Source organism: Gordonia oryzae (assembly GCF_003797185.1).
GTDB lineage: Bacteria > Actinomycetota > Actinomycetes > Mycobacteriales > Mycobacteriaceae > Gordonia > Gordonia oryzae.
Genome location: NZ_RKMH01000025.1, coordinates 1 through 26,150, shown reverse-complemented (window position 1 = coordinate 26,150; position 26,150 = coordinate 1). Strand labels below are relative to the sequence as shown.

The 26,150-nt window shown below is 64.7% G+C and carries 23 protein-coding genes, 1 tRNA gene, 1 pseudogene and 1 riboswitch; of the genes and pseudogenes, 9 read left to right on the top strand and 16 right to left on the bottom strand.

The genetic code is table 11. The annotated features are described in order from the left end of the window. Positions 1-349: 349 nt before the first annotated feature. A complete protein-coding gene (locus EF294_RS20920) occupies positions 350-1,141 on the top strand; it encodes a hypothetical protein (protein WP_123933076.1) in 792 nt (263 codons plus the stop codon). A gap of 356 nt (positions 1,142-1,497) precedes the next feature. Here EF294_RS20920 and EF294_RS20915 read toward each other — a convergent pair. Further along, positions 1,498-1,573: transfer RNA gene (locus EF294_RS20915), tRNA-Arg, on the bottom strand. Between the two features lie 100 nt (positions 1,574-1,673). Next, positions 1,674-2,825 carry a Nickel transporter NicT gene (gene nicT, locus EF294_RS20910; protein ID WP_123933074.1) on the bottom strand — a complete coding sequence of 384 codons (1,152 nt, stop codon included), beginning with the start codon at positions 2,823-2,825 and terminating at the stop codon, positions 1,674-1,676. A gap of 437 nt (positions 2,826-3,262) precedes the next feature. Between nicT and EF294_RS20905 the strand changes: the two genes are divergently transcribed. Further along, entirely contained in the window at positions 3,263-3,988 is a 726-nt protein-coding gene (locus tag EF294_RS20905; RefSeq protein ID WP_123933072.1) for a M24 family metallopeptidase, read from the top strand. Between the two features lie 6 nt (positions 3,989-3,994). Here EF294_RS20905 and EF294_RS20900 read toward each other — a convergent pair whose 3' ends face one another. The 5 genes and pseudogenes from EF294_RS20900 to EF294_RS20880 all read right to left on the bottom strand — a co-directional run bounded on the left by EF294_RS20900 (position 3,995) and on the right by EF294_RS20880 (position 8,179). After that, positions 3,995-5,365, bottom strand: a complete 1,371-nt coding sequence (locus EF294_RS20900; protein ID WP_123933070.1) for an NtaA/DmoA family FMN-dependent monooxygenase — start codon at positions 5,363-5,365, stop codon at positions 3,995-3,997. A 12-nt stretch (positions 5,366-5,377) separates the two neighbouring features. Continuing rightward, entirely contained in the window at positions 5,378-6,574 is a 1,197-nt protein-coding gene (locus EF294_RS20895) for an LLM class flavin-dependent oxidoreductase (RefSeq protein ID WP_123933068.1), read from the bottom strand. Continuing rightward, complete coding sequence (locus EF294_RS20890) at positions 6,567-6,722, bottom strand: ABC transporter ATP-binding protein (RefSeq protein WP_246008009.1); 156 nt, start codon at positions 6,720-6,722, stop codon at positions 6,567-6,569. Before EF294_RS20890 ends, EF294_RS20895 begins: the two co-directional genes overlap by 8 nt. 9 nt (positions 6,723-6,731) lie before the next feature. Further along, positions 6,732-7,007 (bottom strand): annotated as a pseudogene (locus EF294_RS20885) (ABC transporter substrate-binding protein); the annotation flags it as partial. An 8-nt stretch (positions 7,008-7,015) separates the two neighbouring features. Further along, positions 7,016-8,179, bottom strand: a complete 1,164-nt coding sequence (locus EF294_RS20880; RefSeq protein ID WP_123933066.1) for an LLM class flavin-dependent oxidoreductase — start codon at positions 8,177-8,179, stop codon at positions 7,016-7,018. A 7-nt stretch (positions 8,180-8,186) separates the two neighbouring features. Continuing rightward, positions 8,187-8,271: riboswitch (SAM riboswitch) on the bottom strand. Positions 8,272-8,374: 103 nt separating this feature from the next. On the opposite strand from EF294_RS20880, the gene EF294_RS22395 reads away from it, so the two are divergent. Then, a complete protein-coding gene (locus EF294_RS22395) occupies positions 8,375-8,512 on the top strand; it encodes a hypothetical protein (protein ID WP_246008008.1) in 138 nt (45 codons plus the stop codon). Positions 8,513-8,702: 190 nt separating this feature from the next. Beyond that, positions 8,703-8,846: a hypothetical protein gene (locus EF294_RS22390; protein ID WP_246008007.1), complete on the top strand. Its 144-nt coding sequence runs from the start codon at positions 8,703-8,705 to the stop codon at positions 8,844-8,846. 756 nt (positions 8,847-9,602) lie between these two features. Here the strand turns inward: EF294_RS22390 and EF294_RS22380 are convergent. From EF294_RS22380 to EF294_RS20855, 3 genes are all read right to left on the bottom strand, one after another. Beyond that, a complete protein-coding gene (locus tag EF294_RS22380; protein WP_246008006.1) occupies positions 9,603-9,788 on the bottom strand; it encodes an SDR family NAD(P)-dependent oxidoreductase in 186 nt (61 codons plus the stop codon). Positions 9,789-10,048: 260 nt separating this feature from the next. Further along, positions 10,049-10,486, bottom strand: coding sequence for an SRPBCC family protein (locus EF294_RS20860; protein WP_123933065.1), 438 nt, complete (start codon positions 10,484-10,486; stop codon positions 10,049-10,051). Between the two features lie 316 nt (positions 10,487-10,802). Next, positions 10,803-11,330 (bottom strand): MarR family winged helix-turn-helix transcriptional regulator, encoded by a 528-nt coding sequence (locus EF294_RS20855; RefSeq protein WP_185091192.1) that lies wholly within the window; start codon positions 11,328-11,330, stop codon positions 10,803-10,805. 50 nt (positions 11,331-11,380) lie between these two features. On the opposite strand from EF294_RS20855, the gene EF294_RS20850 reads away from it, so the two are divergent. After that, positions 11,381-12,544 (top strand): FUSC family protein, encoded by a 1,164-nt coding sequence (locus tag EF294_RS20850; RefSeq protein WP_123933061.1) that lies wholly within the window; start codon positions 11,381-11,383, stop codon positions 12,542-12,544. 109 nt (positions 12,545-12,653) lie between these two features. Beyond that, positions 12,654-14,825 carry a glutamine synthetase III family protein gene (locus tag EF294_RS20845; protein ID WP_123933059.1) on the top strand — a complete coding sequence of 724 codons (2,172 nt, stop codon included), beginning with the start codon at positions 12,654-12,656 and terminating at the stop codon, positions 14,823-14,825. 427 nt (positions 14,826-15,252) lie between these two features. On the opposite strand, the gene EF294_RS20840 is transcribed toward EF294_RS20845, so the two are convergent. The 6 genes from EF294_RS20840 to EF294_RS20815 all read right to left on the bottom strand — a co-directional run bounded on the left by EF294_RS20840 (position 15,253) and on the right by EF294_RS20815 (position 20,724). Next, positions 15,253-15,795, bottom strand: coding sequence for a molybdenum cofactor biosysynthesis protein (locus EF294_RS20840; protein WP_123933057.1), 543 nt, complete (start codon positions 15,793-15,795; stop codon positions 15,253-15,255). A 31-nt stretch (positions 15,796-15,826) separates the two neighbouring features. After that, positions 15,827-17,410, bottom strand: a complete 1,584-nt coding sequence (locus tag EF294_RS20835) for an AAA family ATPase (RefSeq protein ID WP_123933055.1) — start codon at positions 17,408-17,410, stop codon at positions 15,827-15,829. A gap of 45 nt (positions 17,411-17,455) precedes the next feature. Beyond that, positions 17,456-18,331: a catechol 1,2-dioxygenase gene (gene catA / locus EF294_RS20830; protein ID WP_123933053.1), complete on the bottom strand. Its 876-nt coding sequence runs from the start codon at positions 18,329-18,331 to the stop codon at positions 17,456-17,458. A gap of 75 nt (positions 18,332-18,406) precedes the next feature. After that, positions 18,407-18,691 (bottom strand): muconolactone Delta-isomerase, encoded by a 285-nt coding sequence (catC, locus tag EF294_RS20825; RefSeq protein WP_123933051.1) that lies wholly within the window; start codon positions 18,689-18,691, stop codon positions 18,407-18,409. 9 nt (positions 18,692-18,700) lie between these two features. Beyond that, entirely contained in the window at positions 18,701-19,804 is a 1,104-nt protein-coding gene (locus EF294_RS20820) for a mandelate racemase/muconate lactonizing enzyme family protein (RefSeq protein WP_123933049.1), read from the bottom strand. Then, a complete protein-coding gene (locus EF294_RS20815) occupies positions 19,801-20,724 on the bottom strand; it encodes a LysR substrate-binding domain-containing protein (protein ID WP_123933047.1) in 924 nt (307 codons plus the stop codon). The genes EF294_RS20820 and EF294_RS20815 overlap by 4 nt, the downstream gene beginning before the upstream one ends. 235 nt (positions 20,725-20,959) lie before the next feature. Between EF294_RS20815 and benA the strand changes: the two genes are divergently transcribed. The 3 genes from benA to benC are packed head-to-tail and all read left to right on the top strand — an operon-like array spanning position 20,960 to position 25,762. Continuing rightward, entirely contained in the window at positions 20,960-22,384 is a 1,425-nt protein-coding gene (gene benA / locus EF294_RS20810) for a benzoate 1,2-dioxygenase large subunit (RefSeq protein WP_123933045.1), read from the top strand. A gap of 50 nt (positions 22,385-22,434) precedes the next feature. After that, positions 22,435-22,977 carry a benzoate 1,2-dioxygenase small subunit gene (gene benB, locus EF294_RS20805; protein ID WP_123933043.1) on the top strand — a complete coding sequence of 181 codons (543 nt, stop codon included), beginning with the start codon at positions 22,435-22,437 and terminating at the stop codon, positions 22,975-22,977. Positions 22,978-22,993: 16 nt separating this feature from the next. Then, the gene (gene benC, locus EF294_RS20800) at positions 22,994-25,762 is read left to right on the top strand and encodes a benzoate 1,2-dioxygenase electron transfer component BenC (RefSeq protein WP_123933041.1); all 2,769 of its coding nucleotides are present in this window, start codon (positions 22,994-22,996) and stop codon (positions 25,760-25,762) included. Positions 25,763-26,150: the final 388 nt, after the last annotated feature.

Here is a 26,150-nt window from a genome sequence, read left to right as displayed (position 1 = left end):
ACTCGACTTCTACACACCCCGCGAGAAATTCGAAGCCCTGCTACGCGACAACGTTGCTTCCACGAGTTGACAACGCCGTGTCCACAAAAGCGGGAACACTCCAGTCTCTCGGCGGTGTCGTCACGGGATCGGTCAACCGTGGCGGCACAGTGCAGGATAACCAGAAATTTACCATCCACGACCATCACGCCTATACCGTCGAGCATGTTACTTCAGGGGGTGTTTGGGTCAGAAACCCGTGGGGATCTGGGAATCCCCTCGATAACGGTGGTGCGTTGTTCGTTCCGAAGGATCAGGTTTCTAAAGTATTTTCGACATTATCAGTATCTCGACCGATCACGGAGTCGCCATGTTTGCAGTGAAATCGCACCGATCGGCAGGTCGACGCCGTGGGCGCCAAGCGTGCAGCTCGATCGCTGCTCTACTCATCGTGCTTTACCTGGCGTCCGTGTTGACGGGCTGCTCATCTGAACAGGACGATGACTCGACGTTCACGGTAGGCAACACCAGTTTGACCAGGCACACATTGGTTGTGGGGCCACAACATACCCTCGCTGGGTACGAGGATAAACATCCGACCCAAATTCAGATAAAAAATGTAGATAGTAGCCGCGGACGCGATTCGGCGCGAATCGTGGTGACTTTCGATGATGGTCGAGAGTTCGAATTCACTCTCTACCAACGCATCGGGACGAAGGTGCTCCTGGTCGGTAACAGTGTTGTCATCACTCTCGAACAGATCGACAGATCAACAAACCCTGCTCATGTAGAACTTGGAATCGAATTCGGCAATCCTGATCAAGGAGTTACAGAGCAGGATAGGTCCCGCTTCGAAGCATCACGCCGGCACGGAACCGATCACTGGTCGTTACCGATGAACGCCCCCGGCGGCACCCCTCCAATCTCGGTTAGCGGCGACGTCGCCAACCGCACAGCCGGTACCGCAAGCGTGGGTGCTGGCGCCGCTGCGCTCAGCCTCACCCTCAACACTGTCGAGGTGTACCCCGGCGACACATTCAGAATCAGCCGCATCGGCACCTTCACCGTCAACAGCTACACCATCGGCCCCGAAGCACCCGACCCCAACGCAGTTGGCGGCAGCCCCGGCACCATAGATATCAGCCTTCGGTGGCAGTACTAACTAGAACGGATCGCCCGACAGCTCACCACCATCGACGTGCAGCTGACCCCGCGACCGTCACCGCTTGCGCGCAGATCGACCACAACCTGCACATCGCGCTCCTGTACGGAGAGAACTCCACCACGGCTACCTCGCAGCTAAACCAGCCATCCGGCAGTTCTACAACCAAGCCTTCTTCGAACGCATCGAACTCAGCGAGCACGACGCCACCGGCACCCTCAACGACCCATTCGATGCCATCCACGCCGCCGCAACAACAATCGGCGACGACGACGGATCAACCAGCAAGAACGGCGGTGACCACCCGCAACGAACCATACCGATGCGCCATGACGCAGGTTTGAAAGAGACGGTACTGGTGCCCCAGGCAGGATTCGAACCTGCGACCCTTCCTTTAGGAGAGGAATGCTCTATCCCCTGAGCTACTGAGGCGGGCGGCGACACCCAGATGCAGCGGTCGACGCCACGGGCAGTCTACGTCAGTACTTCTGGGGCCAAAGCACCGAACCTCACCGCAACCACCAGACCGCACCTATTCGCTGCCCTTGGCCACGGTCGCGGGCCCCAGCGACCACCGCTGCTCTATCCGCGCGACACGCCAGATGACCACAGCGGCGAGCCAGGTGACGATGAACAGACCGACGATGGCGTAGCCGACGATATTCAGATCGATCCCGGAAACGTAGTCCCAGAACGGGCCGCTCCAGCCGAACTCGTCGGCCAGCAGTCCGAGGATCTCGATGGTGCCGATGACGAAGGCGACGACGATTGACAGTCCGGTGATGGTGAGGTTGTAGTAGACCTTGCGTACGGGGTTGGCAAAGGCCCACCCGTAGGCGAAGTTCATGAATGTGCCGTCGATGCTGTCGAACAGGCTCATACCCGCCGCAAAAAGGACCGGCAGGCACAGGATCGCGTACCAGGGCAATCCGGCGGCGGCGCTACTGCCTGCGAGCACGAGCAGGGCTACCTCGGTGGCAGTGTCGAAGCCCAGGCCGAAGAGGACCCCGATGGGGTACATCTGCCACGGCTTGGTCACCGACTTCATGAAGCGACCGAGGATGCGATTCATGAAACCTCGGTTGTTCAAGTGCTTTTCGAGTTCGTCCTCGGAGTAGTCACCCTGACGCATCGCACGGAAGACCTTGACAATCCCGAACAGGATCACGATGTTGATCGCGGCGATGAGGTAGAGGAAGCCGCCGGAGACCGTGGTGCCGATGAGACCTGTGTAGTGGTGCAGCTCCGACGAGTCGTCCACGACCGGCCCGGCGAGTGCCCGCACACCGAAAGACAACAACAAAGCCAGCCCAAACACGATGGTGGAGTGCCCCAACGAGAACCAGAATCCGACGGTCATCGGCCGCTGTCCGTCGCCGAGGAGCTTGCGGGTGGTGTTGTCGATCGCCGAGATGTGGTCGGCGTCGAAGGCATGACGCATGCCCAGGGTGTAGGCGGTCAGCCCGACGCCGAGGCCCAGGGTCTTCTGCCCGACGCTGAAGTCGTGCGGTGCGACGAAGACGACCAGGGTCACCCATCCGATGATGTGTAGCGCCGCCACGACGGCGACCATGCCGCCGATGCTGGCCCATTCGGCCGAGGTCAGCGACCGGCGGAGCTGAGCGAGCCGATCACCGTACGATCGGTGTTCGGTTAGTCGTTGTTGAGTGAATTGCGTTGTCATACTCCCGAACTCCTCATCAGATGATCTGTTCATCTCAACAGATGAACCGCCCGGACGAAGCGTTTCGGGCGAGCGAGATCCGACTCTGCTCGATAGATCTCCTCCACCGCAAGATCAAATCGCACAATTCGGACACAATTGGGCCGCCGCACCAGGTCGCCACCTAGCCGAACGGACAGCCTCGATGTCGCCCTTGTCAAGATCGAACAAGGCTTACAGGCGGTCTAGACTTGCTATCAAGACTGTCGTTGGTCGCACCACATCCCACGACGCCTGCCAGCGGGTCAGGAAGGGCAGAGCATCTTCGAGAGCATCCCCTCACCACACCGCTGGTCGAGGTCCGAGCCGCATGCGGCGACCATCGGGACAATGAGCAGTAGACCGAGAATGCGTAGCACACGCGACCATGAAACGGCCCGGTGTGCCAGCATAGGCGGATGACGACAGCCGGCGCCTCCCCCGAACTCGGCGACTACATGGACGAGGACGCCAGGGTTCGTCGGCTTCTCGACGCCCAAGCGAAGGCAGAGCAACTCTTCGCCGAGATCACCGAGCGCGGGATGATCCGACCGGGTGTGGGCGAACGGGAACTGTCTAACAAGATCCGCGACCTCGCCGCCGACATGTTCGGCGTGACCCGGCACTGGCACAAGCGGATCGTGCGCGCAGGCGAGAACACCCTGCAGACCTACCGCGCCAATCCGCCGGACCGCATCCTCGCCGACGACGAAATCCTTTTCCTGGACTTCGGCCCGATCTTCGACGAATGGGAGGCCGACTTCGGCCGTACGTTCGTCCTCGGCGATGACCCGACAAAACATGCGTTGCGCGCATCGCTGAGCCAGGTGTGGGAGGCCGGACGCGAGCACTTCCGCGCCCACCCCGACATCACCGGAGCGCAGCTCTATGACCGCGTGGTCGAACTGTCCCGTGAGGCGGGCTGGGAGTTCGGCGGCGACATCGCCGGGCACCTCGTTGGCGAGTTCCCGCACGAGAATATCGATGCCGCCGAGATCGAGAGCTACATCGCCCCCGGTTCCGACGGACCGATGCGTCGCACCGACCGCGCCGGCCGGCAATGCCACTGGATTCTCGAGGTGCACCTGGTGACCCCGGACCGCCGGTTCGGCGGCTTCTCCGAGGAGCTGCTCGACCTCCCCTGAGGTCCTTCAGGACGCGACGCGCCCCGACCCCTGCGTGACGCGGTCGATCCCGAGATGGTCCCGCAGCGTCGTACCGGTGTAGTCGGCGCGAAAACTCCCGCGCTCCTGCAGGATGGGCACCACTTCGTCGACGAAGCGGTCGAGCCCGCCGGGCGTGATGTGCGGGACCAGGATGAAGCCGTCGCTGACATCATTCTGGACGAAATCGTCGAGGCGCGCGGCGACGGTCCGCGCACTGCCGACGAAGGCCTGCCGTCCGGTCACCTCGATGATGAGCTCGCGGATCGACCAGTTCTTGGCCTCGGCGCGCTCGCGCCATTCCCGCGCGGTCTGCAGCGGATCACGGTAGGAGCGCACACTGGCCCGTCCGCGGGCAATGGTGTGTTCGCCGACCAGAGGATCGCATTGAGGCAGCGGACCGTCGGGGTCGACGTCGGACAGATCCCGGTTCCATACCTGTTCCAGGAAACGCAACGCAGTGGCGCCGCTGACTTGTGCGAGACGCACCTCGTGAGCGACGTCGGCTGCCTCGGCGTCGGTATCGCCCAACACGAATGTGGCGGCCGGCAGGATCAGCAGCTGCTCACGCCGACGCCCATACCTGGCCAGTCGGGACTTGACGTCACGGTAGAACTCACGGCCCTCCTCGAAGGCGCTGTGCCGGGAGAAGATCGCGTCAGCCTTCGCCGCGGCGAATTCGCGCCCCTCCTCGGAGTCACCGGCCTGGAAGATCACCGGCCGACCCTGCGGGCTACGTGGCACCGAGAATCGTCCCTCGATGTCGAATTGCTCACCGCGGTGCTCGAATTCGCCGACCGCGCCGTCGCGCAGGAACCGGCCGGACTCCTTGTCGGCGACGATCTCGTCGCCACGCCAGGAGTCCCACAGCTCGATCGCGGTGTCGAGGAACTCCTTGGCCCGCGAATAGCGTTGGGAGCTCGGCAGATATCCGCCCCGACGGAAGTTCTCGCCGGTGAACTCGTCCCACGAGGTGACCACGTTCCAGGCGGCACGCCCGTCGGTGAGGTGATCGAGGCTCGCGAATTGCCGAGCCACCTCGTAGGGCTCGTTGAAGGTGGAGTTGATGGTGCCGGTCAGGCCGAGCCGCTCGGTGACGGCTCCGAGTGCGGCGAGAATCGAAAACGTGTCCGGGCGCCCGACGACGTCGAGGTCGTAGATGAGGCCGTTCTGCTCCCGCAGCCGCAACCCCTCGGCGAGGAACAGGAAGTCGAATTTGCCACGTTCGGCGGTCCGGGCGAAATGTTCGAAGGACTCGAATTCGATGTGACTGCCCGAGGCGGGATCGCTCCACACCGTGGTGTTGTTGACGCCGGGAAAGTGCGCGGCGAGATGAATTTCCTTGCGGGGTGCGGTCATGGCGGTCTCCGATCAGGCTGCGTAGCGGTTGGCGGGGCGGGTGAGGCCGAGATGTCCGCGGAGGGTGTCGGCGGTGTACTCGGTACGGAAACGCCCGCGGCGACGCAACTCCGGGACCAGGCGGCCGGTGATGGCGAGCAGGTCGTCGGGCAGCACTGCTGGGCGCAACCGCACCCCGGCAAGCTCGTGTCCTGGGTCGGCGCCGGCGGGCACAAGCTCCTCGATGAGGTCGGCGAGACCGGCGACGGTCCCTATGAAGATCGGTGCATCGCTGCGCAATTCGGTGCCCGCGAACTCGTCGAGTCGCGCCGCTCGGGCCGTCGCCTCGGCGCCGGTGGCGCCGAGGATGACGAGTAGATCATCGAACACCCGCACGGGATCGGCACGCCCCGCCGACACCCGGACGGCGTCGATCTCGGCGACGGTCGCGGCCGCTGCCCTCGCGTCGGGCGCGGTGATGAATCCGAGGTCGGCGACGCGGCCGATCAGGTCGTAGGCCGAACTGTTGTGTCCGAGTGCAGCGATGGGCGGTTGTCCTTGTGGGGGGCGGGGGGTGATCGACGGTCCTCGCACACTGAAGTATTCGCCCTCGAAGTCGATGTAGTGCAGTTTGTCGCGGTCGATGAAGCGGCCGGTGGCGGCATCGCGGATCTCGGCACCGTCTTCCCACGAATCCCACAGTCGGCGCAGTACTTCGGCGTAGTCGGCGGCCTCGGTGAACAGCGCGTCGAGGATCACCGGGTCGGGATCTCCGGGCACGAGGTCGGGCAGCGTACGACGGCCGAACAACCGCGCGTCGGCGGCCGATCCGTCCACTCGCAGTTGCACCCCGGCACGTCCGTGTGCGACGTAGTCGAGGGTGGCGATCGCCTTGGCGGTGTGGAACGGTTCGGTATGGGTCGTGATCGCCGCGGGGATCACGCCGATCGCACGTGTGGTGGGCGCCACGCGGTTGGCGACGAGTACCGCATCGAGCCGGCCACGGACCCGATCGGTCCGATTGTCGGGGCGTAGCGGATCATCGCGCTGCAGTCCGAGTCCGTCGTCGATGGTGACCAGGTCGAGGGCAACGGATTCGGCTTTGCCCACCAGATCGGCCCAGTAACGACCGGTGAGCAGTTCGGTGGGGCGCGCACCGGGTTCTCGCCACGCGCCGGGGTGCCAGCCGGTATCGGACAAGGCGACGGCCAGGTGGATCTGATCAGGCATTAGCGGACTCCTTGGGGAGGTTGGTGGCGGAACCCTGGGTATGGCCCGCTTCGGGGATGGCGGCGAGGAGCGCACGGGTGTAGCCGTGGCGCGGGTCGTCGAAGACCTCCTCGACCGTCCACTCTTCGACAATGCGTCCGGCACGCACATGACCGCCGCTCTGCGCCAGCCACGGTTTCAGATCGCCGCTTCCGGGTACCTGGTCGGTCAGTGAGTCGACGATCTGACGGGCCACGTAGATCGTCTGGTCGGTGGTGCTCTGGGCGGAATCGGAGCAGGTGGGCGCGTCGGAGAGGCCGTAGCGCAGCGCGCCGCCGGAGACCGCCGGGCCGGCTTCGTCGGACTGCGAGGAGCCCCCGCCACATGCGTCGAGACCGAGTACGGCCAGCGCGGCCACGGTTGTCGTCGCGGTTCGGGCGACTGTGGTGGTCATGCCACGCATCAGATGAGTCCCCACTCCTTGGCGAGGAGTTCGTGCGAGCGCAGGCGGTCAACGTGATCGTGGGTGACCGAGGTGATCACGAGTTCGTCTGCATCGGTGAGTCTTCCAAGCGCAGCCAAGCGCTCGACGACGGTGTCGGGGCTGCCCACGAACTGGGTCTCGAGGCGGTCGGCGACCAGTGCGCGCTGCGCGTCGTCCAGCGGTGGCGTGGTTGCCGGATCCGGGTACTCGACGGCGCCGTGGCCACTGCGGATGCTGTACACCCAGTGCCCGTAGGTGGAGGCGAGATGGCGCGCGGTGTCGTCGTCCTCGGCGACCACCACATCGGCCGAGACCACCACGTACGGTTCGGCGAGTACCGCCGACGGCCGGAAGGCGGCGCGATAGGCCTGCACCGCTTCGAGCGTCGTGCCAGGGCTAACGTGGTAGTTGGCGACGAACGGAAGTCCGCGCGCGCCGGCCACCTGCGCGCTCTGGCCCTTGCTGCTGCCGAAGATCCAGAGCTCGACGTCGGCGCCCTCACCGGGCACCGCATGTAGTTCGAGACCGGACGGACTGCGATAGGTGCCCTCGAGCAAAGCAGCGATGTCGGCGACCTGCTCGGCAAAATCGGGGGTCTGCGCACCGGGCTGGGCGAGCACCTCGAAGCTGCGTGCCAGACGCGAATTCGCCAGCAACGCCGACACGTCGAATGGATCGGGGATCACCACACCGTCGACGACACGACTCGGGCCGGGAAGCCTCGGCAAGGTCGCCGCAGGAGTCGAAGGCGCGGGTGCCGAAGCCGTGGGTGCCGCCCTGACCGCTTCCGCGCGCCGCTGACCGGAGCGTCCGAGACCCAGGTCGATACGGCCGGGGTGGAAGGCGTCGAGCAGTCCGAAGGACTCGACGACCGAGGCCGCGGTCGTTTGGCCGATCTGAACCGCCGCCGACCCGACCCGGATGGTGGTGGTGGCGCCGGCGATCTGACCGATCAGGACGGCCGGATTGGAGCCGGCCACCGCGACGAAGTGATGTTCGGCGACCCAGTAACGGCGATAGCCCCACTGCTCAGCGTGCTGCGCGAGGTCAATCGTGTTGGCCAGTGCGGCAGCTGGATTGGAGCCCTCACTGATCGGCGCGAGATCGAGCACGGACAACGGTGCATGGTCATGAAATGGCACGAGCAAACTCCCATCGGTCCCGGCGTTAGCACCCTCCTCTGGGGTTGCTGCGACGTCGACGAGCCGGGTCTCTCGGTCGCTCGAGATGGTCGATTCACGGTAGGTCGACAGCGCGGCACACGGCAAGAAAGTCAGGAGCTGCCCGGGCATGTCGACGGCGTCCGGACGTGTACGCGGCACATACTTTCGGTCACCGTGGGATTAACCCGCTCGCCGGGACGGTCCGACGACCCGACCCGGTACGCGGGAGAGACCGTGACCGTCGAGCACCAGTACGGATCGGCGACGATTCCGAGCGATCGGGCCAAGGTCGTGACCGTCGTTGTCACCTAGCCGGGTTCGCTGATACGCCTCGGAGTTCCGATCACCGCGTAGTTCCTCGCACATCAGTGTTCGGGTCCCAACAGTCGCTTCGCCTCTACGCCGGAGCACTCGTCGACAGTTGTCACCTATGACCTGGAGGCCGGTACACCCGACGTCGCCATACTCGCGCGGTTCGCCCGCAGGTGGCCCTCGCCGGGTAATGCCCGATCGTGCGGCCTATGACCGTCTGACGCAGATCGCCCCGACGATCCCGGTGATGGCCACCGACACTGTCACCGACAGCTGGCAGGACGTGATGACGACAGCCGGCCGGATCTTCGGGAAGCAACAGCAGGCCGAGTAGGCCGTCAGCGAACTCGCGCAGTAGGTCGCGGCGACCAAAGGCTACATACCAGGCGAGCCAGGGCAAGTCGTTCAGGTTCGGACAGTTGACACCCCAGAATCAGTTCGGTGTGGTGACCAGCACGAGACCGGCCGCTCCGCGCGACTGCTCGCCGAACCCGGACTGGTTCTCGACTCGGCGGTCGCGAGTCTCGCACCTGGTGGTGCGCGCGCGACCGTGTCTCCCGAACGTATCTACCCAGGACAGTTCAGATAGACCAGGTACAAGAACAGCCAGGCGAGGTTGACCGGAGAACTCGATGTGCCTCGACGTGCCTGGAAACGGCACGCGGGCGACCGCCGAGTACCGCGAGAGCGTCGCCATCGAACCCTTGTCGCAGTGGGAGGACGGCTTTCGTGCCCGACGGCTACCGTTGAGTCGAGCGGTGATGGTGCCGGCGGGGTACCGCGCGGACTGATAGGCCGTCGGGCCTGACCCGGCACCCCGTCGAGTGCATCATGTCGCCGACGACGAACACCTCAACGTGGCCGGGCAGGCTGAGATCGGGCCGCACCCTGACTCGTCCGGCGCGGTCGGTCTCGGGCCCCACTTTGTTCGGCGAGGTGTCGGTCCAGCGGGCTGGCCGTGACACTCACCGACCGTTACCTCGAGCGCATGTACGTCGTCGTATTCCACTGCGGCAGCGATCTTCTCGTTCCGCGGGCGCGGGTAGTACACGTTGGTGGCGCAGACGCCCGGAGAAGCGTGAGAAGGCGCTCACCATAGCCCCCGCGTGCAGATGTTCACAATCCGCCCGGCTCCGCACTCGACCATCCCGGGTAGCAGAACCAGCGAGAGTTGGACGGCGGCAGAGTAGTTCAGTGACACCGTCCGCTGATGGTCATGCGGTGAAACAGTGGAGTCGAGCGCAGATCGCCGGATCGAGCGTCCCGCGTTGTTCACCAGAACATCGATCCGCCCATCACCGAGTTCGTCGATAAGTGTTGCCCCCCAGCCTCGTCGGACAGGTCGGCAACGATGTGATCACACCCGGTCTCGGCGGCCAATGACCCATAGTTCATCGGAGTGCCGGGCAACGGCGATGAGAGGGCATACCGAGCGCGGTGAGCGCTCGGTACCGCTTAGCGCCCGATCCCCACCGAGGCAGCGGTCACCAACAACGTTGGCCTGGAGACGTCGCGACCGCATTCACCACGAGGCGACTACTCTACGAGCGCCGAGCGCAGCTTGGCGTCGGTGTGCTTGATCGCCTGGGCCGCGAACGGATCCATGATCGCGCCCAGCGCTTTTCCGGCCAGACCTCCGGGCAGGATGTACTCGAATTCGGCGTCGACCTTGGTACCGCCCGCATCCAGGTCGGCAAAGCGCCAAGTGGTATTGGCCTGGAACCCCTCGATGGCCTTGAGCACGATGAGTTCGTTCTCCACCCACTCGACGGTCTCGACAGTGGACTTCAGCGTCTTGGGACCCGCCTTGATCGCGACATCGAATACCGATCCCTTACCGCTGGTGAGATCTGTCCGCGGAGTGAACTGATGAACCCCGAACATGTACTCCGGAACGTTTTCGTAGTCGTTGATATAGGCGAACACGCGGTCGCGTGCCACCTCGATCGTGGACGAATGGCGCACCACACTCATTGGTCTGGACCTCCCCTGTCGACATGAGCTAGACCCGCCGGTGACGGCAGGTCATGCAGCCCACAGTAAGCGGTCGGTTTGCAGGCCCGGCACGCAACCCGCCGGCCCGGCGTGGTTCGGCCGGGTGGGTACGGACGCGACCTCGTCGAATTCATTATCGCCAGCCGTTCGATGGCCGCGGCCGATCCGGCACTCGACGTTCATGACCTCGCGGCGCACGCACCCCCAGACGAGTGAGCCGACCTCAGCAACGGCGAGTGATCCGAGAAGCCGGACGATTGAGTCCGGACGTGCGTCACATCGAGCATTGCGGCGGTCAACCGCCGACCGCGAGCGAGATCTTGCGCAGTAACGCCGCGAGGGTCGCCCGTTCCCGGTCGGTCAATGCCGCCAGTGCGTCCTCGTCGTCACGCAGGCGGCGTGGCAACTCGGCATCGACGAGCCTGCGGCCGGCCTCGGTGGGCCACAGCAGCACGACCCGCCCGTCTCGCTCGGACTTCTTGCGCTCCAAAAGCCCTCGCCGAGAGAGGCTTTCACTAATTTTGGTGATCGATGCACCACTGAGTGTCGTCGTCGAGACGACCTCACTGGCTCGCAGCGGCCGCCGAGCGCGCACCAGTGCACCGAGGACATCGAACTCCGATCGACCAATTCCGTGCTCCTCGAGATTGCGGTCGAGTTGGGCATTGGAGATCGCAGCGATCCGCTGGACCCGACCGAAAACGCCAATGGGGGCGACGTCGACATCAGGAAAGGTCTGCGCCCACTCCTCGATGATTCGGTCGACCAGGTCGCGGGGGCCCGCTTCCCGGGCTGCGTCGGCGGCATCGGTCACGCGGCTCATCGTAGCTGCGATCCCATACTTTACTAATAAAATAGTGATAAATTATCTCTATGCGCACGGACTCTCCCCACCCCGTTCTGCCCGCTCGCCCCTCACGCCGGGCCGCACTGCGCCATGCGGTGAGCGCGCACGCGTGGCGGGATGCGTTGTCGGTGGACACCAGCCGGATCAGTTACGCCGCATCACTGCGGGTGGGTATGGCCGTCGGAGTGGTCCTGGTGATCGGCGGAGTGACCGGCTGTCGAGACATCGCCGGCTTTGCCGCCCTCGGCACGCTCGTCTCCGCCTTCTGCCGGAGCGACCCCTATCCGCAGCGTGCGGGCCGACTCGGAGTGCTTGCCGTCGCAATCACCACGGCCGTCGGTATCGGTGCTGTGCTAGGCGCATACTCCGGATCGTTCATGGTCGAGATCGGCGTGATCTCGGCCCTCGCCGGTGCCGCCGCCTATCTTGTGTCGGCGCTGCACATCGTCGGCCCGGGCGGCATCATCTTCGTCTTCGCGGCGACCGGGGCGGCCGGCTTCGCGGGCGATCTCTCCGATGTCGGCTGGGCTGTCGCGGCCACCGCCCTGGGCTCGGCGATCGGCCTGCTCGCCGCGTTGGCACCCCACCTGATCGCGATGTCGACTCGTCGTGGCCACACCGAGGTCCCCGGATCAGCTACGCGGGAATCCCTGTGGACGCAACTGTCCGGAGGTCACTTCTCACACACCCGACACCATCTGCTGATCTCGGCAGCACGCATCGCGGTGGCCGCTGCGGCGGCCGCGGGACTCGCCGCAGCGGCCGGGCTCGCGCACCCGATGTGGGCCGCGATGGGGGCGATGGCCGCCATGCAGGGGGTGAGCTATCACCACACCGTCAGTCGTGGGGTGGCCCGATTGCTCGGCAATATCGGCGGCGCGGCGATCGCCGCGGTGTTGCTCGCACTGCCCCTCGGATATTGGGGCGCGGTAACGGCCATCGTGGCTCTGCAGACCTGCGCGGAGGTCTTCTCCACCGTCAATTATGCGATGTGTTCGCTGGCGGTGACGCCGATGGCATTGCTGCTCACCGGGCTGGGCGCGGGCCTATCACCGGAGATGGCGGTCGATCGAGTACTCGACACCGGCATCGGCATCGTCGTGGGAATCGGGGTCGCCGCGCTTGCCATCACCTCGCGTGACCTGCACACAACAGGAAACCGAACCGAGTTTTCATGTACGTCACATTGACGCAACGATGCGGGTACCTGTCACTCATAGCTTCGTATCGCTCGTACAACGCCCCGGCCCGGCCACGACACCCAGTCGACGATCCGGGGCACGAACCCAGGAGTACCCCATGAGTGGCAGCATGTCGCGCCGTCAGGCCATCGAGGCCGTGACCACCTACGAGATGGAGACCGACGGCTTCCCCGAGCCGTTGGCCGACACCTTCGGCCGAAACGTCTTCACCCTGTCGGTGATGAAATCGCGTCTCCCCAAGCACGTATTCAAGGCCGTGTCGGCCACCATCGACAAGGGCGCCCCACTGGACCCGACTCTCGCCGACTATGTCGCCTCGGCGATGAAGGACTGGGCGATCGAGAAGGGCGCCTCGCACTACGCCCACGTCTTCTACCCGCTCACCGGATTCACCGCTGAGAAGCACGATTCGTTCCTCGAGCCCGACGGCTCCGACGGTTCGCTCGCCGAATTCCAGGGCAAGACGCTACTGCAGGGCGAGCCGGATGCGTCATCGTTCCCCAATGGCGGTCTGCGCGGCACCTTCGAGGCCCGCGGCTACACCGGGTGGGACGTCACCAGCCCCGCCTACATCCTCGAGAACCCCAACGGCAACACGCTGTGCATTCCCACGATCTTCATCTCGTGGACCGGTGAGGCCCTCGACAAGAAGACGCCGCTGCTGCGCAGCCAGCAGGCCATGAGCAAGCAGGCCATGCGACTGTTGAAGTTGTTCGGCCACAAAGACGTCGACACCGTCGTCTCCTATGCCGGAGCCGAGCAGGAATACTTCCTGATCGACCGTCACTTCTATTTCGCCCGACCCGACCTGATGACCACCAACCGCACCCTGTTCGGCGCGAAGCCGTCCAAGGGCCAGGAGTTCGACGACCACTACTTCGGGTCCATCCCGGATCGTGTGCTGGCGTACATGATCGAGCTCGACCGCGAGTTGTTCAAGCAGGGCATCCCGGCCAAGACGCGGCACAACGAGGTCGCGCCCGGCCAGTTCGAATTGGCACCGGTCTTCGAGAAGTCCAATCTCGCCCATGACCATCAGCAGCTGATGATGACGACGATGAAGAAGGTCGCCGAACGCTACGGCATGGTATGTCTGATCCACGAGAAGCCCTTCGCCGGCGTCAACGGCTCGGGTAAGCATGTCAACTTCTCGCTGGGTAACAGCAATCAGGGCAACCTACTTAATCCGGGCGACACCCCGCACGAGAACGAGCAGTTCCTGGTGTTCTGCGCCGCCATCATCCGCGGTGTGCACAAATACGGTGGCCTCCTGCGTTCGTCGGTCGCCACGGCGTCCAACGACCACCGCCTCGGTGCCAACGAGGCACCGCCCGCGATCATCTCGATCTTCCTCGGCGAGCAACTCGCCGACGTCTTCGACCAGATCGCCAAGGGCGGGGCCAAGGAGAGCAAGCAGAGCGGCGTCCTCGAACTCGGCGTAGACACCCTGCCTCCGCTCAAGGCCGACGCCGGCGACCGCAACCGCACCAGCCCGTTCGCCTTCACCGGCAACCGATTCGAGTTCCGTGCGCCCGGCTCCAACCAGTCAATCTCTGACCCGATGGTCGCCATCAACGCGATGCTCGCCGATTCACTGGACTACGCGTGCACCTTCCTGGAGACGGAGACCGCCGCGGGCACGGAGTTCGATGCCGCGGTGCAGAAGTTGCTCGAGGCGATCGTCACCGATCATGGCAAGGTCGTGTTCAACGGCGACGGCTACTCCGATGCGTGGCAGGAAGAGGCGGCCGCTCGTGGTCTGCTGAATCTGCGCACCACCGTCGACGCGATGGCCCAGCTCGACGAACCGGAGATCAAGGAACTGCTGTCCAAGTACGGCATCCTGTCCGAGCGGGAGCTCAAGGCCCGCAAGGAGGTCGTGCTCGAGCAGTACGCGCTTGCGCTGCTGGTCGAGGCCAAGGAAACCCTGGAGATCGCCAAAACGATGATCCTGCCGGCCGCGACTCGCTACATGGGCGAGTTGGCGTCCACCGCAGCGAGCCTGAAGGCCGCGGGCATCGACATGGAAACCCCGGCGTTGTTGGCAATGACCACCTCGGTCAAGGTGCTGAACAAGAACATGGACGCCCTCGAGGAGGCCATCGCCGGCTTCCACGGCGACACCGTCGAAGCGGAGTCGGAGTACGCGCTCACCTCGCTCATCCCGGCGATGGCCGAGGTCCGGAACGCGGCGGACAAGCTCGAGACCATCGTCGCCGACGATCTGTGGCCGCTGCCGACCTACAACGAGATGCTCACGATCCTGTGATCGCCTCGTCCCGAGTCACGTCGTACTGATCCACTCTGCAGCCCGCATGTGCCCGCCGGGATTCGTCCCCGGCGGGCACGTGTGTATTCATCGGCCGGGCCGTAGATGCGAGGTATAGACCAGCTCACCGAATTTCGACCGCGACGACCCGGCGACCTCCACTGGTGGTGGCGCCGCCATTTCGCGCCCGGTAGTGGTCAGGCTCCTGCCTACCCCCGGCGGTCACGATGCACCCTTGCTCCGACTGTCAAATGGACAGGCGCACGTACCGAGCCTCGAAACCTCCTGAGCTACCGCCATTTGCACGGACCGACCGCGCGGGCGGATTCGGGGTGGCACCTCAACCGGGAACCGCTCATCCCGGGGGAGTCGAGGATCTCGGGTGCGGCGGGCTTCACCCTCGTGGCAGAGCAATCCACACCGCGACTCAGAGCGGCTGCGCGCGCCGGACCTGATCGGCGGCTCGGGCCGCGTCGAGGTCGACGTCTGCGGTGATCACCGCCGGTCCAACCCGGAGGACCCCCGAGGTCAATGGCCGGGCGCGCAATCCGCCGCGCCCGATGAGGGCCTTACGCACGCCGGCGCCGGCCGTGGCGTCCATCCAGGAACACGGATGTGCCGGCCGGCCACCAAGGAACCGGATGGGCCCGTCGTCGGTGTCGACCACGAATTCGACGCCCCGCAGCGGATCGAGTTCGAGACCGCGCACGACGATGTTGCGCCGGGCCAGCACCGGATCGGCGTCGCCGGCCGCGGCCTGCCACGCCTCTATCGCGAGAAAGGTCACTGCGGCCTCGGTGTGCGCACACACGCCGAAGAACCGGTCGCCGCGAATCCCTTTGTCGGCGACCACATCGACGTGGTCGAGGGTGTGTGTCGCCACGTCGCCGGCGGGACCCTCCTTGGGCCGGCCGAAGTAGGCGTGTCGGGGTGAGACAACCAGCAACTCGATCTCGACGTGGTATCGCACCCCACCCAGCGTAGGCGCACCGAGTTACGCGCTACCCCCGATCCTCCGGCGGGATGTAGTGCAACCCTCGGAACACCGCGCTGCCGGCAAACACCGAGGCATCGAGATCGACCCCGCGATGCCTGGCCATCCGCAACGCGAGTCGCAGCAGCATCTTGATGTCGCGCGGGGTGATGTCGGGGAAGCCGCCGACGAGGTCGTCGAGTAGATCCTCTCCGAGAATGACGTCGTTGCCCGCGGCGAGGATCTGCCACACCTGGCGCGCGTCCTTGGGTCCGGGTGGCTGGTACTCGATAACCGCTGCACACCGCGCGAGGATTGCCTCGTCGACGCCGTCGATCCGGTTGGTGGTGAGGAACAGCAGTCCATCGAAGTACTCGAGGGTGCGCAGGAATTCGGCGACGATCGCGTTCTGGGACAGGTCCATTCCGCGTTCCATGACGAACACGTCGGCCTCGTCGAGCAGCAGCACCGCATCCCACCGTTTGGCGCGGTCGAAGATCACCTCGAGGTTCTTGCGCACCAATTCCGCTGTCACACCGAGTGATCCGGAGTGAATCGAGTACAGCGGACGTGCGGTGACCTCGGCGTAGACCTCGGCGGTCAGTGTCTTGCCGACGCCGGGGCGCCCCTTGGCCAGGATCACGTTGCCCGCCGATTTTCCGTCGATGATATCGCCGGTGAACACCGAGATGTCGGTGGTGAGGATGCTCAGGAGTTCCCGCTGATCGTCGGGCAGCACCAGCTTGTCCTGCAGGTGGGCGTCATAAACGTAGTCGACCAAGTCGCCGGTGTTGACGTCCAGGAAATCCTGTGCAACCACATCGAACACGCGGACTGCGGTGATCACCGGTACCGGCCCGTACTCATCGGAGCCGAACAGGATCGACGGCGCCACCATGCGCAGCGCCGCGATTTCGCTCGGTGCGACGTCGTGGACCACCTTGCGGTTCTCCCGCTTGTTGGGCGCCCGGTAGTCATCGGTGCGGATCACCCGGCCGGTGTAGCGGTACTGCTTACCGAACCCGTCGTCGATGATCCGTTGATACTTCTCACGGCGAGTCTGATACTCCGCCTTGAGTTCCGGGGTTTCCTTGTAGGCGCCGCCGGCGGCCAGGACGTCACCGGGGGTCTTGCCGACCACCTCGGTCTCCTCGAGGTAGAGCACCTTCGGTGCGCGCGACGGACGCTTCACCGTGGCGTTGTCGGCCTCCATGGTGAACTTGATCCGCGGACCGTGGGTGCGGTCGGCGTGTTCGAGAGTCAGGTCCATGACAAGGTACGGATGCAGATAACCATCGGATTCACGGACGTAGAGCCAACCGTCGATGAGGTCGTGGCGCAGGAAGGTTCGGAAGATTTCGGTCGCCGCGTCGATGTGCGGGATGCGCGGGAAGCTACCGGCGCGAGCCGAGATGATCGCAGTGACCGCCCTGGCGAAGGAGTCCTCGCCTGCACCACCGGCGGTGTCGACGAGATCGGCGAGTGCCGCGTCGGTGAGATCGCGATCGGTGATCCCGATCTCGGCCGAACGCCACGAACCCGCCTGTGCGCGTACCGCTGCGAGGTCCGGTGACGAGGTGGCCGCGACAACGGCGGTGGGCGCGACGAGCACCGGGGACTCCTTCGCTTGGTATGAGGGTCGGGTTTCCGCCTGCTATCAGGCCTCAGGATCGAGGACGAAATCGTATTCGGTGACGTAGCCCTCGCCGTTCGGGTTGTCCTTGACATCGAGCATCAGTTCGGGCTTGACCGCCGAGGCGATGTCGTCTGCGTTGTGCGGGTCGCCGGGGAAGTAGAGCTGCGAGGTGATCAGCTGATGGCCGGGCGCGCTGACCTTGAAGTGCAGGTGAGCCGGACGCCAGGCGTGCCAGCCGGCAGCGGCGATGAGCTGGCCGCATGCACCGTCGGTAGGGATCATGTACGGTGCCGGACGCAGCGTGTGAATCTCGAAACGCCCGTCCTCGTTGGCGATCCAGGTACCACGCAGGTTCCACTCGGGCAGGCCAGGGGCGAACTGCGAGTAGAAGCCGAGATCATCGGCGTGCCACAGTTCCAGGCGGGCACCGGCGAGCGGGGCGCCGTCGACGGCGCGCACCTGCCCGGCGAAGACCAGCGGATCACCGGGCTCGTCGTCGCGCATGGGAATGGTTCCGTTCCAAGGCAACTCGGGCGATCCCTCGACGTAGTAGGGGCCCTCGATGGTGCCCTTGCTGCCCTCGCGGTGCTCGTTGGCGACCTCCTCCACCGAGTGCTCGATCCACACGTCGAGGAACAGCGGCCACTCACCGTCGGCGCCGACCTTGATCAGCCACGCCTTGAGCGCGTTGTACTCCTCGTAGGACACCTTGTCCTCGAGGACGATGTCGTTGATTCCCTTGATCACCTTGCTGGCAAGATAATTCACGCGCGCGGTGTCGATGACGCCGGAGCGGCCGCCAGTGGTGGCCATGCGCTCGGCGAAACGCGCCGACGCGTTCGCGCCGGATTCGGCGGCCTTGGCGTTGACCTCGGTGTCGAAGCTGGTATCGGTCATGATGGGTACTCCTTGTTGATGGGCTGGGTTGATGGGCTGGGTTGATGGTGGTGGGATTCTTGGGCTTAAGGGTGATCAACCCGCGTTGATGTCGGAGGGGTGGGTGGCCAGCGGGGTCACCGAAATATCCATATAGGCGAAGAGCGGGAGTCCGGACAAGATCATGTGCAACTCATCGTGGTCGGCCACGTCGAAGATCGAGTAATTGGAGTATTCGCCGACGATCCGCCAGATGTGCGGCCACTTGCCCGACCGTTGCAGCTCCTGTGAATACGCCTTTTCACGCGCCACCGTGTCGGCCCGCACCTCGGGGTCCAGATCGTGCGGGATGTTGACGTCCATCCGGACGTGATAGAGCATGCGCGTCTCCTATCGGTCGACTCGGTAGCGGGCGAGTTTGTCGGGGTCGATCTCGATGCCGATGCCGGCGTTCGGGCTGGTGTGCAGGTACCCGTCCCGGATCTGTAGGGGTTCGGCGAGCATGTCGTCGCTCATGTCGAGGAAATTCGATAGTTCGCCTGCGTATCGGGAGGTCAGTTCGTGGGCCGCCCCGAATGCCAGGGTGCATGCGGTGCCTACCTGACCGTCGATCTGATTGCCCATCACCACGTCGATGCCGAGTCCCTCGGCGAGGTGATGTACCCGCTGTGACCACGTGAAGCCGGTGCGGGCGGTCTTGATGCTGATCGCGGTGGCCGAGCCGCCGAGTATCTCGCGGGTGACGTCGGCGGCGGTGGGCACCGACTCGTCGGCGATGACCGGGACGTCGAGGTGCTCGACGAGCCAGCGCCGACCGACGACATCGTCGGCGGGGCACAGTTCCTCGGCGAAGAGCAGATCGAGGTCGGCCATCTCTTTCATGGCGCGCAACGACTCCGACGACGACCAGCCGCGGTTGCCGTCGACGTAGAGTTCGATCTCATCGCCGAATCGCTCACGCAATGCGCGGACGACTGCGGTGTCGAGGGCGATCGGCCGGCGCCCGACCTTGACCTTGAAGGTCGCGATCCCGTAGTTCTCGCGCATCTTCTCGGCCTCGGCGACCATGGTGGCCGGCTCATCGAAGCCGAGCATATGACTGACCCGCAGACGATCGGTGTAGCGGCCGAGCAGGTCGGTCACCGGCATCTGCAGGGTCTTACCCAATGCGTCCCAGATCGCCATGTCCACAGCGGCTTTCGCGGTCGGATTGCCGACGGTCCGGTTGAGACGGGCGACCATCATCTCGCGGTCGAGCAGCGTGAGCCCGGCCAGTTGCGGGGCAAACACGGTCTCGATGACGGCGACGATTCCGCGCTGGGTCTCGCCGTAGGTGAACGGACGCGGGGGTGCCTCGGCGACGCCGACGACCCCGTCGTCGGTGTGGACGCGAACCAGGACGTGCTCGGCGACGGACACCTCCCCGGAGGCGAACCGCAAGGGTTTGCGGTAGGGAATGGCGAACGGGATCGCCTCGATCTCGAGGATTTTCACGGGTTCTCTCCCAGCGAGGCGGACGAGGCAAGCACGGCGGACAGATCGAAGGCGTTGCTGATCACCCGGGCCACCGATTCGACGACCGTATTGGTCTCCGCGGAGTTCCAGGCCAGGGCTACTTCGGTGCTGCCGGCGTCGGCGAGGTCGCGGATCACCAAGCCCTCCATGGGAAGCGCGCGGACCGAGGCCGGCAGCACGGCGACTCCCAGACCCGCCGCGACGAGCGCGAGCAGGACCGGGGTGCCCGAGGCCTCATGCGCACGTTGCGGCACAAAACCGGCCCGGCGGCAGGCCCGCAGCGTCGCGTCGTTGACCGCGGAGTCACGGCTGTCGTACATGACGAATGGCTCGTTGCGCAGATCGGTGGTGGCGATGACGGGTTCGACGGCGAGTCGGTGATCGGCGGAGACCACCAGAACCACCGACTCGACGTCGATGGTGCGCAGCTCGATGCCGTCACCGACCACCGGTGGGCGCAACACACCGAGGTCGATCTCGCGCGACTGCAGCGCCGCGCATTGCATCGGGGTGAGCATGTCGGAGGAGATCTGCAGCTCCACGTCCGGCAGAGCCTGCTTGACCGCGCGCGCGATTCGCGGCAGGTGCGAGAAGGCGGCGATGCCGGTCAGTCCCAGACGCACCAGCCCGCTGCGTCCGGCCGCGATACGCCGTACACCGTCCATGGCCGCATCAACGTCGTCGAGGATGCGTGCGGCCTCTCCCCGCAGGTATTCCCCTGCCGGAGTCAACGCCACCTGACGTGTAGTGCGGGCGAAGAGGATGACGTCGAGCTCGGATTCGAGCTGGCGGATCGCGTACGACAGCGCCGGCTGAGCGATGTGGAGCATCGCGGCTGCCTGCCCGAAGTGGCAGGTCTCGGCGACGGCGGCGAAGTACCGGAGATGACGGAACTCCATGTCGTCCTCCTTCCCTGTCTCGAGTGAACGAACCTTGATCAATCGGTCGCATGTGATCGACACCACGCATCAATCACGGTAGAGCCGCGATCCATACGAGACAAGGACAAGAATTCAGCCGATTGAGCGCCATCATTTATCAATCGGATGCCTAATCAGGACTGGGGTTAATGCGGGTGTGATGGGTGACACGCGATGCGAGAGTCGACGCACAGCCCACATCCAGGAGGTAGTCATGACCGTCACCGATCGGCCCGACCACTCGACTCCCGAGTCGTTCTCGACCGTAGTTCCCGCGGCACCGTCGGAACACGTCCGCTCGATACTGTCCGAGGCCGTCATCGACGATCGCGCCTCGGGCATCTACCGGGCAAACCGACGCATCTTCACCGACGAGGAGATCTTCGAGCTCGAGATGCGCCACATCTTCGAAGGCAACTGGATCTACTTGGCGCACGAGAGCCAGGTCGCCAACCCCGGCGACTACTTCACCACCTACATCGGCCGTCAACCTGTGATGATCACCCGAGGCAAGGACGGCGAACTGCACTGCCTGATCAACGCGTGCGCACACCGCGGGGCGATGATCTGCCGCCGCAAGACCGACAACCGGATGACGCTGACGTGCCCGTTTCACGGGTGGACCTTCCGCAACGACGGAACCCTGCTCAAGGTGAAGGATCCCGACGACGCCGGCTATCCGAATACGTTCAACGTCAACGGTTCTCACAATCTGACCGCGGTGGCGAAGTTCGACAACTATCGAGGTTTCCTGTTCGGCAGCCTCAATCCCGACGTGCTGCCACTCGAGGAACATCTCGGCGACACCCGCACCGTCATCGACATGCTCGTCGATCAGTCACCCGAGGGCCTCGAGGTGCTGCGTGGCTCGTCGACCTACACCTACGACGGCAACTGGAAGGTGCAGGCGGAGAACGGCGCCGACGGCTACCACGTCACGGCCACCCACTGGAACTACGCGGCGACGACCTCACGTCGCAACACCGGCGAATCCAAGAACGACACCAAGGCCCTCGACGCCGGCGGTTGGGGCAAGTCCGGTGGCGGGTACTGGTCGTTCCCCCACGGACACCTGTGCCTGTGGACGTGGGCGGCCAACCCGCAGGACCGTCCGCTGTGGGAGAAGATGGATGAGCTCAAGGCGAAGTTCGGCGACGCCAAGGGCGAATTCATGGTGAAAGGTTCACGCAATCTGTGCCTGTACCCGAATGTGTATCTGATGGACCAATTCTCGACGCAAATCCGCCACTTCCGGCCTATCGCGCCAGATAAGACCGAGGTGACTATCTACTGCATCGCACCCAAGGGTGAGAGCGATACCGCCCGAGCGCACCGTATCCGCCAGTACGAGGACTTTTTCAATGCCTCCGGCATGGCGACCCCGGACGATCTCGAGGAGTTCCGCTCCTGCCAGTTGACCTTCCGCGCCACTGCCGCCCCGTGGAACGACATGAGCCGCGGGGCGCAACACTGGCTCTCCGGGCCCGACCCGGTGGCACAGAGCCTGGGCATGACCGAGATCGTCTCGGCGGGAAAGAAGAACGAGGACGAAGGGCTGTATCCCGTCCAGCACGGCTACTGGCTTCAGACCATGCGTGCCGCCGTCGCCGAAGAAGAGGCCGCCACGCTTCAGGCGTGAGTAACGAGCCGAATTCCCAGCCCACTCTCGTTCGCAGAAGGCAGATCTCAATGACCACCGAATCCCTGTCCACCCCGTCTCCATCCACCCAGCCTGGCACCACGCTGATCACCCACAACATGATCGAGCAGTTCCTCTACCGCGAGGCCCGCTACCTCGACGACCGCGAATTCGAGAAGTGGCTCGAGTGTTACGCCGACGACGTCGTCTACTGGATGCCGGCGTGGGATGACGATGACCGCCTGGTGGAGAACCCGCAGCGCGACATCTCTCTCATCTACTACGCCAACAAGGGTGGCCTCGAAGATCGGGTCTTCCGGATTCGTACCGAGCGGTCGTCGGCCACCTCGCTCCCCGAGCCGCGTACCAGTCACAACATCAGCAACGTCGAGGTCATCGAGCGGCGCGGCGATCTCGTCGACGTCCGATTCAATTGGCACACGATGTATTTCCGGTATCACACGGTCGACCCGTACTACGGCACCTCCTTCTATACCATCGACTTCTCCGGGGAGTCGCCGCTGATCCGACGAAAGACCGTAGTGCTCAAGAACGACTACATCCACCACGTGGTGGACGTCTACCATTTCTGAGAAGGCCGGTGCCATCATGACTCTCACCACTGACCAGCCAACGTCGGCGAGTCCTCCGACCGGCGCTCAGACTCCCACCCACCAGGTGGCGTTGACCTTCGAGGACGGCGTGACCCGGTTTGTCACCTGCCGCGAGGATCAGACCGTCGCCGACGCCTCCTACCGTCAGCGGATCAACATCCCACTCGACTGTCGTGACGGCGCCTGCGGGACCTGCAAAGCGTTCTGTGAATCCGGCGAGTACGACGGCGGCACCTACATCGACGATGCGCTGTCGGCGGCGGAGAGCGCGGACGGCTATGCGCTGCCGTGCTGTATGAAGCCACAGTCCGATCTCGTCTTGCAGATCGCCGCGACCTCCGACATCGCCAAAACCGCCGCGGGCGACTTCAACGGCACCATCGTCAGCCTCGAGCGGTTGTCGGAATCGACGATGCGCGTGGGCATTGAGATCGGTAACCGCAGCGATCTCGCTTTCTTGCCGGGACAGTACGTCAACATCGCCGTGCCGGGCACCGAGGCCCTCGACGCCGGCGGTACCAGGACCGGTCAGCAGCTACGGCGGTCCTATTCGTTCGCCAACGGACCGCAGGAGCAACGGCTGATCTTCATGGTGAAGCTCACGCCGGGCGGCGCGATGTCGGACTATCTGACCGACCGGGCGCGGCGTGGTGACGAGATCACCTTCACCGGGCCGCACGGCTCGTTCTTCCTGCGGGAGGCCTCCCGGCCGGTACTCCTCCTGGCCGGCGGCACCGGTCTCGCTCCGATCCTGTCGATGCTGCGAAAGATGCACGACGACAACAGCGCCCGCACAGTGCATCTCATCTACGGCGTGTCCACCGACACCGATCTGGTCGCACTCGACGAGATCGAGTACTTCGCGCGGGCGTTGTCGGGATTCACCTGGGAACATTGTGTTTCCGATCCGAACAGCTCGGCGGTGAACAAGGGCTATGTGACGACCCTGATCCGGCCCGAGCATCTCTACGACGGAGATGTTGCGATTTACCTGTGTGGGCCACCGCCGATGGTCGAGTCCGTCCGCGCCCATGTGGCCGACGCGGGTATCGCGCCGGTCGGCTTCTACTACGAGAAGTTCGCGCTTGCGGTACCCGGAGCCGCGAGGCAGGGCGCCCCCATCGGTGATGGCGGTGACTCTACGACGCAGGAGATCTCGGCGATCACACCGGTCATCGACGAGGACCCGGTGATCCCGGCCCGCGACGCCCGTGGCATCGCCGGGCAACAGGTGCTCGCGCTGCGCGACATCGGATCTTACGAACAACACGCCGCCCCACTCCTCGACGACGGCGCCATCACACGTATCGCCGGTCAGCAGGTGTGGAGTGCGCGCGGTGTCGGCGACGATCTCGACCCGGATGGCGGCGACCTTCTCGCCGCGAGCAGGGCCCGGTGCATCGCCGGGCAAACGGTCTTCGCGGAGGTCGGCACCGCAACAGTTGTCGAGACGGAACCCGTTGTCGAGACCGTGCCAACGGTCACCGAGCAGGGCTACGAAATCGGCGAGGAACACCCGGGTATCCACGAATCCGATGCGCTGTTCGAGGCGCGGGCAGCGCTCGAACTCGGTGCGCTGGAGCTGACTATCGGAAGAATGACCAGCCGCCAGCTGGCCGGCTACCGGCTGCTCGCCGAGGCGACACTGCCGTACGTCGAAGGTGATTCATTCGTCGATGCCGCCGAATACACCGAGACCAACGCCGCCTTCCATGATTATCTCTTCGGTCTCACCGGCAACGATCATCTACTCGACGCCTACCAGGCACTCGGGGTCAAGGGGCGCATGGGCGAGGTGCTACGCAACGCGACATGGTGTCATCCGTTGTGCGCGCAGGACCACATCGATATTGTCGAGGCGTTCGCGTCGGGCAACCGCGACCGGGCTCGCGCAGTGATCTCCGCACATGCCGAGCGATCCAAGCAGACGATGCGGCGCGCCATGTCCGACGAGATGGCTTCGCGACGGCCACGTTTCATCACCCCAGGTCGTTTCGCCGGCAAGGTGGTGATCGTGACCGGAGCCGCACAGGGCATCGGTGCACACACCGCCCGGCGGATCAGCGCCGAGGGTGGTCGCGTCGTCTGTGCCGACCGATCGGAACTCGTCGACGAACTCGTCTCCGACGTCACCGATCTCGGCGGCCAGGCCGTCGGGAGTATCGCCGATCTCGAAACATACGACGGCGCAGCATCTGTCGTCGCCACCGCGATCGACACGTATGGCCGGGTCGATGTGTTGATCAACAACGTGGGCGGGGCGATCAACTTCAAACCGTTCGTCGAGTTCACCGACGAACAGATCCGCGCCGAGATCGATCGGTCGCTGATGACGACCCTCTACGCGTGCCGAGCAGCTCTGCCCTCGATGGTGGCCCGCGGATCGGGCGTGATTGTCAACGTGTCGTCAGCGGCTACCCGCGGCATCCACCGCATCCCATATTCGGCAGCCAAAGGCGGCATCAACGCGATCACCGCTTCGCTGGCAATGGAATACGCCGACAACGGCATTCGTGTGGTGGCCACCGCCCCCGGCGGCACCCAGGCCCCGCCGCGGCGGATTTCCCGTGGCACGCCCACCCCGCAGAGCGCCACCCAGCAACAGTGGTTCGACGCGCACATCGAGCAGACTATCTCCTCGTCCCTGTTGAAACGATACGGCACCCTCGACGAGCAGGCCGCCGCCATCTGCTTCCTCGCCTCCGACGAGGCCTCCTACATCACCGGATCGGTCCTACCGGTCGCCGGCGGGGATCAGGGGTAGCTCCGCCGAGTCGATCTCGTTGTGCGACAAGGACAATGATCGACGAGAGTGGTCTCGAGGCCTCGGAACCGATGACTGACGTTTCCTCCCCGATGGTCGAACACCCCCATCACCAGACGCTTGCCCCCGATGGTCGAGGTGCAGGCGGGGTGCGGCGGGCCGAGTGAAAATAGTTGTCCACGGATTTCTCCGGCCTGGCGATCATCGCACTGGTTTTGTCGGTATCCCTTCCTAGACTTGTTCTCGCCGGGTGCGATCGTGGGAGGAGAGGTTTCGGGTGTCGAGTGTGGTGACGTTCACCGATGCCAATGCCGGTGCCGATGCTGCCGCGATCGCAGCCATGCCACGCGATGAGGCTCATCGAGACCGACCGTGAGTTGTTGCGTCA